Here is a 9,948-nt window from a genome sequence, read left to right on the forward strand (position 1 = left end):
GGGTGGGGGAGAGCGCGTCGATGATGGCGCCGGCGCTCGGCTCGGTGCTCGCGTCGGTGCTGGGCGCGGTGGCATCGGTGCTGGGCGCGCTGCCGCTGGCCTTCCTCGCGGTGCGATATCCGGGACGGCTCACGCTGGCGATGGAGCGGGTCTCCTACGTGGGCTATGCGCTGCCGCCCATCGTCCTGGCGCTGTCGCTCGTCTTCCTGGGCGTGCGCGCCCTGCCGTTCCTCTACGGCACGCTGGTCATGCTGGTCCTGGCGTATCTGGTGCGCTTCCTTCCGCAGGCGGTGGGAACGGTGCGCTCGGCGCTGCTCCAGCTCAATCCGCACCTGGCGGAGGCCGCGGCGTCGCTGGGGCAATCGCCTTCGACCGTGTTCCGTCGAGTCACCGCGCCGCTCTTGCGTCCTGGGTTGCTGGCGGGAGCGGCGCTCGTCTTCCTGACGGCCATGAAGGAACTGCCGGCCACGCTGCTCCTGGCGCCCATCGGTTTCGAGACGCTCGCGACGCGTGTATGGGGTGCCACGGCCGAGGGGCGCTTCGCGGAGGCCGCGCTGCCCGCCCTGGTGCTGATGGCCATCTCCGCGCTGGGGGTGGGCCTGCTCGTGTCTCAGGAAGGCGACGCACCCCGGGGATGACCTTGTGTGCTCGGGCTTTGCGAGGCTCGCGACACACAGCGGAGGCCCCTCACGTCGCGGCTCGCGCTGTTGCCGTCGGGAGTGTTGGTGGACGGCCTCGTCTCCAGGGCCGACGAGGACGTGAAGGCGGACATCGAGAAGCCGATGGCCGCTCGGCCGGAGGCATCGGCCCCAGCGTCGATGAGAACGTGAAGGTGGACGTCGAGAAGCCGATGGCCGCTCGGCCGCCCTGGAAGTCGCGTCGGAACGCGGTAGGGTGCGCGGCGCCTTCGCCATGTCCCTGCTCACGCTCGACGCCCTGTCCCTGCGCTACACCCCCAGCGGCGCCGCCGCCGTGGATGGTCTGTCATTGTCGGTGGAGCCCGGTGAGGTGGTGGCCCTGCTCGGCCCCTCTGGCTGCGGCAAGACGACGACGCTGCGCCTGGTCGCGGGCTTCGAGCGCCCCGGCGCGGGCACCCTCACCCTGGACGGCCGGGTGCTGGCGGGACAGGGAGCCTTCGTGCCTCCGGAGCAGCGCAGCGTGGGCATGGTGTTCCAGGACTACGCGCTGTTCCCGCACCTGTCCGTGCTGGAGAACGTGACGTTCGGCTTGTCGAAGCTGTCGCGGCGTGAGGCGGAGGACAAGGCGCGCGCCATGCTGACGATGTTCGGCCTGGGCGAGTTCGCCTCGCGGATGCCGCACGCGCTCTCCGGAGGCCAGCAGCAGCGGGTGGCGCTGTCTCGCGCGCTGGCGCCGGGCCCGCGTGTGCTGCTGTTGGACGAGCCCTTCTCCAGCCTGGACAGCGGGCTGCGCGCGTCCACGCGAATCGAAGTGCGGCGGGTGCTCAAGTCGCTGGGAGCCACGGTGGTGCTCGTGACGCATGACCAGGGCGAGGCGATGGCCTTCGCGGACCGGCTGGCCGTCATGCGCGCGGGCAAGGTGGAGCAGGTGGGCACGCCCGAGTCCGTCTACTCCGCGCCGCGCACGGCCTTCGTGGCGTACTTCCTGGGAGGCACGAATCTATTGCCTGGCATGGGCTTCGGTGGCGGGGCGCGCACGGTGTTGGGCAACCTGCCGGTGATGGGGCAGGCGAAGGGCAAGGTGCTGCTGTCGCTGCGTCCGGAGTCCCTGCGGCTGGTGCCTGACACGGATTCAGTGGCGGTGGGCGGGGCCCTGCGCGCGGAAGTCCTCTCTCGCGAGTTCCAGGGGCCCAGCGCCGAGTACACCGTGGCCTGTGGCGGCATGGAGCTGGTGGTGCGTGGAGCGCCGGAGTCGCCGCTGCGCGTGGGGGACAGGGCGCGGCTGGAAATCGTGGGGAAGGCGGGCGTGCTGGAGGACAGTCCCGACTAGGTTGGCTGTCCTCCGAGCAGGCAGGCGGCGTACGCTGGGGGTGGCTCCCGGGGTGCAATCACCCGGCCTCCCCGTGCGTAGAGGTGGGTATGAACATCGCAGGTCTTCGTGGCATGGGCACCCGCTTTTTTCAGTACGTGAGGGACCCTCGCGTGGCGCTCTGGCGCAAGCTGGCCGGAGTGGTAGCGGTGGTCTACTTCCTGTCGCCGGTGGACGCGGTGCCGGACTTCATCCCCGTGTTGGGCTGGTTGGACGACCTGGGCATGTTGTCCGCGGCGGCGTTCTTCATGGTGCGTGAAGTCCAGCGCTACCGGCCCGAGCAGCCCTGGGACGGTGTCCCGAGGGATGCGGAGGGGCACGAGCGCGTGCCTCCCACCGTGCGAAAGCACGTCTGAGCCGGAAAGTTCCGCCCGGAATTCCCGGCTCCAGCAGTGTCCTGGGAATCTGACGCCGCGCGCCCGCGAGTTCCCGTGGTGCGCGCGGGAGGGACGCGGAATCATGGGCGTGCATGGACACGTCCCAGGGCAGCAAGGTGGTCCTCGTCACGGGAGCCTCCTCGGGTATTGGCGAGGCGTGCGTCGAGCTGCTGACGGTGCGCAAGCACGTCGTCTACGGCACCAGCCGTCGTCCGCCGACGAAGGAGTCGGTGGGCTACCGGATGCTGGAGATGGACGTGACGCAGGACGCGTCCGTGCGTCGCGCGGTGGAGACGGTGCTTGGGCGTGAGGGCCGCATCGACGTCGTGGTGAACAACGCGGGCCACGCGTTGGCGGGGGCGGTGGAGGACACCTCCGTGGAGGAGGCGTGGCGGCAGCTCGACACGAATGTGTTGGGCGTGTTGCGCGTCTGCCAGGCGGTGTTGCCGTCCATGCGTGAGCGGCGTGCTGGCCGCATCATCAACATCAGCTCATTGGGTGGAGCGGTGGGGTTGCCGTTCCAGGGTTTCTACAGCGCGAGCAAGTTCGCGTTGGAGGGGCTGACGGAGAGCCTGCGCCAGGAGGTGGAGGCGTATGGCATCCACGCCACGCTGGTGCAGCCCGGGGACGTGCGCACGCGGCTGACGGACAACAGGGTTCGCGCGGCGGCGTCGGGCGAGGGCTCGGCGTACCGCGAGTCCTTCGAGAAGGTGCTGGCCGTCATCGAGAAGGAGGAGCGCGAGGGCGTGCCTTCGGAGGAGGTGGCGCGGCGGGTGATGGAGGTGATGGAGGTGGAGGCGCCCGACGTGAGGTACTCGGTGGGGAAGCTGGCGCAGCGCGCGGCGCTGATTGCGAAGGCGCTGCTGCCCGCGAAGACCTTCGAGGGCATCCTGATGTCGCTGTATGGCTTGAAGCGGCGCTGAGCGCGCAGTCCCTGGCGCGGTTCCGGTAAGGGCCACGACAGATCAGGGTGGTAGGTTTTTCCGCCTATGCGAGTCCCTTACGCGTTCTGGCTGTCGTTGTTCGCCGTGTCCTGGTTGGGCTGTTCTACTGGTGGCAAGCCCCCCCATGCAGCAGGCATGGGCCGAGGCCGAGGTGGAGTGCGACGACCCAGGGGAAGACCGGTGCGTCACCCTGCTGTGTCTGGATGACGCCTGCGGCTTCTACCGGTGCGAGGACACTCCGGGAGCAATCGAGGAGGCGCGCTTCCCGCCCTCCCGTCCGCCAGCGGCGGCTGCTGCGCCGGGCAGTGGGCCTCGCAGGAACTGGGGCGGGGCACAGAACCTCCCGCGTGGCGCCGTCATGACGTTCCCCAATTGGAATGGCGCCCCCGCGCGGATCATTCCCCCGTCACACCAGCTCACTCCCGGACGTTGGGAGAAGCACCACATCTTCCCTCAGGAACAAAGGCTTCAAGCTTGGTTCGAGCGTCAGGGCGTCAAGATCCATGACTACACCATGCCCATCCCGCGCCACGTCCATCAAAGAATTCACAACGTGGGAGGACACGGAGGGCAGTGGAATGAGGCGTGGCGGGTCTTCATCAGGAGCAATCCCGGCGCCTCACCTGAAGAGATTTTCAAGCACGCTGGGGAGCTCATCTACCGTTTCCAACTCATCGGTGGCCCCATCCGACCGTACTATTCCAAGCCAGGAGCGTGATGGCGAATGCCGCGATTCTTCTGGGTGGATGAGGACTACGCCGTTACTGCGAAGTACCGGGGGTACGTGAATGCGTCACACCGATGGGGGTTGCCGGGCTTGTTGAAGTGCCCCACGTGCGGAGCAACCTGGGGAGGCCTGGGGCACCACTTCCCCGGCGTGGACCTGACTCAACTGCCAGAGCATCGCGAGTTCGAGAAGGCCAGACCCGAGCCCCTCCTGGAGTTCACGCGCCTTCGCGAACTGGTACGCCCCCTGGTGCCTCCCCATGCCGCGCTTCCTCCAGGCACGAGCTTCGGTCCATTGGTAGGTACTTCGGTCGGAAAGCTCCCGGATTTCGTGTGGCTCCTCGATGTGCTGCTGCTTGACCAAGAGATGGTTGAGCAACTCCAGGTCGGAGGACTGCACGGGCTTCAGGCCTTCCCGACGGCTCTGCGCTTCAAACAGAAGAACCCACCGGAGTTGATGGAACTCCAGGTGGACCCGCATGGCATTCTGCATGCCGACTGCATCCCGCCAGAGGAACCTCCTCCGTGCGCGACCTGTGGTCGAGCCGGCTTCGGGCGGCCCGACGAACCCATCCTGGACGCGGCCTCCCTACCCCCGGACCTGGACCTGTTCCGATTGGCGAACTTCTCGACCATGGTCGTCGGCACCGAGCGCTTCAAGGACGCCGTGCTCCGTCTCGGTCTGGATGGCCTCACCTTCCGCGAACTCCCGACGCGCTAGCTAATCCTTGCTGCGCTCGCGCTGGTTCTCGAAGTGGACGAAGTCGATGAGGAACGTCGCTGCCACGGCCAGGGTGCGCAGGAGCGAGCCTCTCAGCGCCCCGTCGAACTGGACGCCAAAGTTGTCTGCGTCCGTGAACATCTCCTTGCCGAACCCGCTCCACCGCTTGGCGATGGTGCCCACCTCGCGCCCACCCTCTTCAATCACGAACGTCCACGGACGGAAGAGCGGGCCGCGCAGGTGCCCTAATTCCTCTCCACCCGGCCCGACGATGTCATACGCCCGCGTGAAGAAGCGGAAGCGCTGCCTCACGCTCCCCAAGAGACGCCCATCCCCGTCCTCCACGTCCATGCGCGCCAGCCAGAAGCGCCACGGCCTTCGCAGCCGCAGTGCGACGGCGCCCGAGGGCGACTTCAGCTCCATCGTGAAGGGGCGCCTGGCCTTGAAGAAGTTGCGCAGGAGCAGCAGCCCCAATCCGCTGCCCACCTCGCCCGCGAAGAAGACCGTCTCTCCGTCGTCCCCCACCACCTGGTACTTGTTGCGTCCCTCGAAGCCCGTGAGGATTTCTCCCCACTCCTTCACCTGACGGACGCGCAAGGCGCGCTGATGTTGGAGGGGAGCCAGGGCGGTGGAGTCGATGGGCATGAACGCCTTCCGGGCACTGCGAGACGGGGTGATTAGAACTGACCCGCCAGCGCCATGCCCGCGCCTTCCTTGCCCATCAGGGTGGGAGTCAACATCACCTGGGGGACCCGGGGCGCGTCGAAGTTGCGCGTGAGATAGGCCGTGAGGGCCAGCCCGCCCAGGGCGCCCACGCCCGCGCTGATGAGGATGGCGTCGCCGTTGGCGCCGTTGTCGCCTCCCGTGAAGGTGTACATGGTGCTGGCGCCGAGCAGCCCTCCGACGATGCCGCCCGCGTCGATGAGCAGCATGCGGCCCCGGGACACGGGCACGCTGCGCGACAGCACGGCGAGGCCGATGATGCCGGCGGACGTCGCGGCCAGCTCGGCGGCGAAGAAGGACTTCGTGTCGTCGCTCTCCGACGTGGCCAGGAACAGGGCCGTCACCACGCCGGCCCACAGGCCGCCGGAGTTGGCCATGGACACCTGACCCGCCGTGGGATTCACGAGGTTGGCGAGCAGGACGCCCACGCCGGTGAAGCCCGCGCCGCCGACGACGACGGCCCCCAGCGCATCATCGCCCTCCAGGTCGAAGGCCTGCATCGACGCGGTGCCGAACCAGAAACCCCACACGGTGCCGGAGTTGATGACGGCCGCCTGTCCGGAGGTGATGCCACCTTGCGACAGCAGGAGCGCGCTGGTGACACCCGCGCCCGCTCCAAGCATGGACGCGGCCACGTAGTTCTGGTCCCTGCATTCGGCGATGGCGCACAAGAGAATTCCCTGCGTCGCGCCGTGCAGCGTCTGCACCACCGTCAGCGACGCGACGGCGCCGCCCGAGCGACGCTCCGTGTTCTCGTAGACCGCGGCCTGCGCCAGCTTCGCGCCGGGCTTGAGCCGGGCCCGGGTGAGCCGGCCGAGCTCGGAGGCGTAGGCGTGCTGCGGGCAGACGGAGAGGACCTCCGCGAAGGCTTCAGCGGCCTCGCTGTCATTGCCCCGGATGAGCGCGTCGAAGCCCTCGTTGTAGCGAGCCTCCGCTTCGGGAGGGCACGCCTCGGGTGAGGTCATCAGCGGCGGAGCCGTCAGGGTTTCGGAGGAGAGCCGCGTTGGGGAATCAGGTCCGGTCCGCGCTTCATCCACGACTTGGGTGGTGGAGAGCGCGACGAGCAAGAGGGTGGCGAGCGTCATGGGCACCACCCACTCTATGCGACGACCCCGGCCCGTCCACGAGGGAGAGGCCGAGGTCGTCGGGGACTTCGGGTGTCGTGTCTCAGGCGCGACGCGTCAGCGAGCGGCGAGCGTATCGACGTGCTGACGCAGCTCGGCGTCGTTGCCCAGTCGGCCGTTGAGTCCGGCGAGGGGCTTGGCTGCCTGCTCGATGCGACCGCGGGTGCGCGGGCCCGCCGCGACGAGCCAGGCCACGCCCAGGGCCAGCTCCGCGACGTCGGGGCTGCCGGTGAGCTGCGAGGCGAGTGTCAGCAGGGCCTCCACCGCCTTCTTCACCTGGGCGCCGTGCAGCGCGTGGCTGCTGGTGATGCCCTCGCGCAGCAGCTCCAGCAGCGCGAGCGCGGTGGCTCGAGCCTGCTGCACGGGCTCCGGCCCGGAGCCGGTCCCCGCCCACAGCCCGTTGGCGAGCTGTCGTCCCAGCAGCGCCTCCGCGCCCGCTCCGTGGGAAGCGACGTCACGGGAGCGCTCCAGGGTGCTCTCCTCCTGCTCGAGGGCCATGCCGTCCCCGGGGGCGTCGTCGTCGTAGAACTCGGGAGCCGCCAGGGAGTCCTTCTCCTTCCGAGAGGCTCCGCCGAAGATGGCGCCCAGCAGGCCGCCGCCCTTCTTCTTCGCCAGGTCGGGGGCCTGGGACGATTTGCTGACCATCCTCCGGCTCTCGAAGCTCGGAGCGGAGTCCTCGAGCGGCGCGGGGGGCGGCGGGGGCCCACCCGCGGAAGCCATGGAGGGCGCGGCGGCCATGGGCGCCGGAGCCGGGATTCGCATCGGCGCTCCGGGAGCCGGCATGACCGGCTGCTGCGGCCCGCCACGGCGACGAGCACCGGGGCGCTGGACGACGGGAGCGGCCTCGGCCTCTTCGTTCTTCTGCGTGCCGAACATGGCCCAGCCCGCGGGAGCATTCACCGGGACGACGCGCGTCTCCGGCTGCCCCGAGGCGCGCCTGTCACCGGTGCGCTCCTCCACCACGACGAAGGACGTATAGCGCGTGACAATCTGGTGCTCGACGGCGAGGTCGACGATGCGCTTCTTCATCGACTCGGCGCGGCGGCCGGTGAGGCCCGCGGCCTCCCAGCTCTTGATGCGCTCGGCGGCCCACAACTTCTCCACCGCGGGACGGTCCGACTCGGCGAGGAAGTTCACGTTCACCGTGAGCGCGAAGGGCTCACGGCCGGAGCGGCCCCGCAGCGTCACCTTGCCCGTGCCCGGTGTCGGGTAGCGACCCAGCAGCGTCCAGGGAACACCGTCCACCATCGTCGGCAGCTCGGCGGGAGCCAGCTCCGTGCCTTCGATGCCCTCGAAGGTGACCTGGATGTCAGTGACGCGAGGCGCGAGCGCGCGGGAGAACTGGGCGACGACCTTGTCGTCGATGCGCTCGCCCGGGTGGATGAACTCCACGTCGCCGCCGGTCTGCTTCGCCATGTCACGCAGCAGCGCGTCGCTGACGTTGGTGCCGATGCCGAACGAGTACACGCGCGCGGACTTCCGCTCGGCGAGCACGGCGCGGAGGATCTCCTCCTCGTTGCCCACTTGTCCGTCCGTCAGCAGTACGAGCACGCCATCCGGCGCGGTGCGAGCCGCGGCCTGCATGGGCCCGAGCAGCTCGGTGCCGCCATCGGCGCGGAGCGCGGCCACCCAACGGTCCGCCTCTTCCAGCATGCGCTGGGTGAAGGGAACGGGCAGGGGCTGGAAGGAGCGGAAGGAACTCTCGAAGGCGATGACGTTGAAGCGGTCGCCTTCACGCAGGTGGCGCAGACACAGCCGGAGCGCGGCCTGGGCCTGGGGCAGGCTCTCGCCGTCCATGGAGCCGGAGACGTCCACCAGGAAGATGACCTCCTGCTTGGGGGGCGCGGAGGCTATGCCCAGCAGGTCGGGCACCACGGTGAGGGCGAACGTGCCGGGCTTGTCGCCCTTGCGGTGCGTGGCGAGCGGGGTGAAGACGGCGCTCGAATCGGAGCTGCGCAGGGAGAGGACCAGGTCGCGGTCCAGGGACACCTCGCCGCGAGAGAAGCTCACCCGGGCGCGGGTGCCGCTCTCGCGGGTGACGGTGATGGCGTGCGAGGGGCTCTCGACGATGACCTCGCGGCCCAGGTCCACGAGCAGGTCCATGCGCAGGCCGTAGTGCACCTGTCCGATGGGAGGAGAGATGCGGTCCGCGTCGGGGACGCGCGACGTGGGCTCGGCGCTGCCGTGGCCGGTGCGGTCACCGGCGGCGTTGCCGGGGATGTAGCGCGGGGCGACGAGCGTGGGGAGCATCCACCGGACGCTGCCCTCCTCGGCGGTGACGGCCTGGAGGAACTCCACCTCGATGATTGTCTCCTCGTTGGGGAGGAGGTTGCCCACCTGGGCGGTGAAGACGTTGGAGCGCTCCTCATCGAGCAGGGCGGCGCCATGGCCCGCGGTGACGGCGTCGTCATAGGCGCGGAAGGCCTCCTCGCGCTCCTTGACGATGCCCTCGACGCGGCGGCCCGCGCACGTCATGGAGAAGGCGGACAGGGTGCCATCGGACGGCAGGGGGAAGGTGTAGACGGCCTCGATGGGGCGCTGCGAGTCGTTGAGGTAGCGCTGGCGAACGCGCACGCGCGCATGTCCGCCGAGCAGCTCACCAGTGACTTCGACGCCCTGGAGGGGGACCTGCGCGCCCTCGCGAGTGAACAGCCCTGCATGCTCTTTCGTCATGGCTTCTCCTTGTCCTGGAACTCTTCGATGAGGGCCCTCACGCGCTCGGCGAGGGCTTTGACCTTGGCATCCGCTGAATCGGCTACGTGCAGCTCCAGTCCGGGGATGAGCTCCCAGCGCTGGTAGCGAGTCGTCGTCGTGGGACGCGGGCCGGTGGCCGGCGGTGCCACGATTTGTGAATCGCTGGGACTCGTCGGCCCGTACGTGGGCGGAGTCGGGGTGACGTCCGACTCGGCGAGCTTGCGCAGCTCGTCGAGCGACAGGCGCAGGAGCTCCGCCTGGATGGCATCCAAGGGCAGGAACCGGGCCTGGAGGACCCGGATGGCCTTGAGACGGACGACGTGCTCCTCGCCATACACGGTGTCCGGACCCCGGAAGGGCGGCGCGGGGAGCAGGCCCCGCTGGACGTAGTAGCGCACCGTGCGTGGCGAGACGCCCGCCTCCTCGGCCAGCTCCGCCAGCTTCCACTCACTCTGTGTCTTCCGCGTGTTCACGATTCAGACAGTACGACTCGACACTTTTGGTGTCAAGTCATCAGTGTCGAGTTTCTGCGGGGGTGGTGTCGAGATGCCGGGGTGGGTCGGTGTCGTACTGTCTGGTTCGAGTGTCGAGATGAACTGTCGAGTTCGGGGAAGGGCAGGGGGCCGAGGCTG

9 protein-coding genes and 1 pseudogene are annotated in these 9,948 nt (G+C 69.1%); 6 read left to right on the plus strand and 4 right to left on the minus strand.

From position 1 onward, the window contains the following. The 6 genes and pseudogenes from HUW62_RS42490 to HUW62_RS42515 form a co-directional block, all read left to right on the plus strand. The coding region (locus tag HUW62_RS42490; protein WP_176437685.1) for an iron ABC transporter permease at positions 1–638 on the plus strand (638 nt) is incomplete at its 5' end. 274 nt (positions 639–912) lie between these two features. Next, complete coding sequence (locus HUW62_RS42495; protein WP_163863828.1) at positions 913–1,968, plus strand: ABC transporter ATP-binding protein; 1,056 nt, start codon at positions 913–915, stop codon at positions 1,966–1,968. An 89-nt stretch (positions 1,969–2,057) separates the two neighbouring features. Beyond that, positions 2,058–2,363: a YkvA family protein gene (locus HUW62_RS42500; RefSeq protein ID WP_240356151.1), complete on the plus strand. Its 306-nt coding sequence runs from the start codon at positions 2,058–2,060 to the stop codon at positions 2,361–2,363. A gap of 113 nt (positions 2,364–2,476) precedes the next feature. Further along, positions 2,477–3,307: an SDR family oxidoreductase gene (locus HUW62_RS42505; RefSeq protein ID WP_163863208.1), complete on the plus strand. Its 831-nt coding sequence runs from the start codon at positions 2,477–2,479 to the stop codon at positions 3,305–3,307. A gap of 66 nt (positions 3,308–3,373) precedes the next feature. Next, positions 3,374–4,046: pseudogene (locus HUW62_RS42510) on the plus strand (TIGR02269 family lipoprotein). Between the two features lie 6 nt (positions 4,047–4,052). Then, complete coding sequence (locus HUW62_RS42515) at positions 4,053–4,775, plus strand: double-CXXCG motif protein (RefSeq protein ID WP_163863205.1); 723 nt, start codon at positions 4,053–4,055, stop codon at positions 4,773–4,775. Here HUW62_RS42515 and HUW62_RS42520 read toward each other — a convergent pair whose 3' ends face one another. The 4 genes from HUW62_RS42520 to HUW62_RS42535 all read right to left on the minus strand — a co-directional run bounded on the left by HUW62_RS42520 (position 4,776) and on the right by HUW62_RS42535 (position 9,789). Further along, entirely contained in the window at positions 4,776–5,420 is a 645-nt protein-coding gene (locus tag HUW62_RS42520; RefSeq protein WP_163863203.1) for a phospholipid scramblase-related protein, read from the minus strand. It abuts the gene before it with no gap. Between the two features lie 32 nt (positions 5,421–5,452). After that, positions 5,453–6,583: a hypothetical protein gene (locus HUW62_RS42525; RefSeq protein ID WP_176437687.1), complete on the minus strand. Its 1,131-nt coding sequence runs from the start codon at positions 6,581–6,583 to the stop codon at positions 5,453–5,455. A 96-nt stretch (positions 6,584–6,679) separates the two neighbouring features. Then, positions 6,680–9,295 (minus strand): VIT domain-containing protein, encoded by a 2,616-nt coding sequence (locus HUW62_RS42530; protein WP_176437688.1) that lies wholly within the window; start codon positions 9,293–9,295, stop codon positions 6,680–6,682. Continuing rightward, positions 9,292–9,789, minus strand: coding sequence for a helix-turn-helix domain-containing protein (locus HUW62_RS42535; RefSeq protein ID WP_176437689.1), 498 nt, complete (start codon positions 9,787–9,789; stop codon positions 9,292–9,294). The genes HUW62_RS42530 and HUW62_RS42535 overlap by 4 nt, the downstream gene beginning before the upstream one ends. Between the last annotated feature and the right edge of the window lie 159 nt (positions 9,790–9,948).

Source organism: Myxococcus sp. AM011 (genome assembly GCF_013372595.1).
Lineage (GTDB): Bacteria > Myxococcota > Myxococcia > Myxococcales > Myxococcaceae > Myxococcus > Myxococcus eversor.

Coding starts and splice junctions, on each gene's coding strand:
- HUW62_RS42495 (WP_163863828.1), top strand. CDS start 913: ATGTCCCTGCTCACGCTCGACGCCCTGTCCCTGCGCTACACCCCCAGC.
- HUW62_RS42500 (WP_240356151.1), top strand. CDS start 2,058: ATGAACATCGCAGGTCTTCGTGGCATGGGCACCCGCTTTTTTCAGTAC.
- HUW62_RS42505 (WP_163863208.1), top strand. CDS start 2,477: ATGGACACGTCCCAGGGCAGCAAGGTGGTCCTCGTCACGGGAGCCTCC.
- HUW62_RS42515 (WP_163863205.1), top strand. CDS start 4,053: ATGCCGCGATTCTTCTGGGTGGATGAGGACTACGCCGTTACTGCGAAG.
- HUW62_RS42520 (WP_163863203.1), bottom strand. CDS start 5,420: ATGCCCATCGACTCCACCGCCCTGGCTCCCCTCCAACATCAGCGCGCC.
- HUW62_RS42525 (WP_176437687.1), bottom strand. CDS start 6,583: ATGACGCTCGCCACCCTCTTGCTCGTCGCGCTCTCCACCACCCAAGTC.
- HUW62_RS42530 (WP_176437688.1), bottom strand. CDS start 9,295: ATGACGAAAGAGCATGCAGGGCTGTTCACTCGCGAGGGCGCGCAGGTC.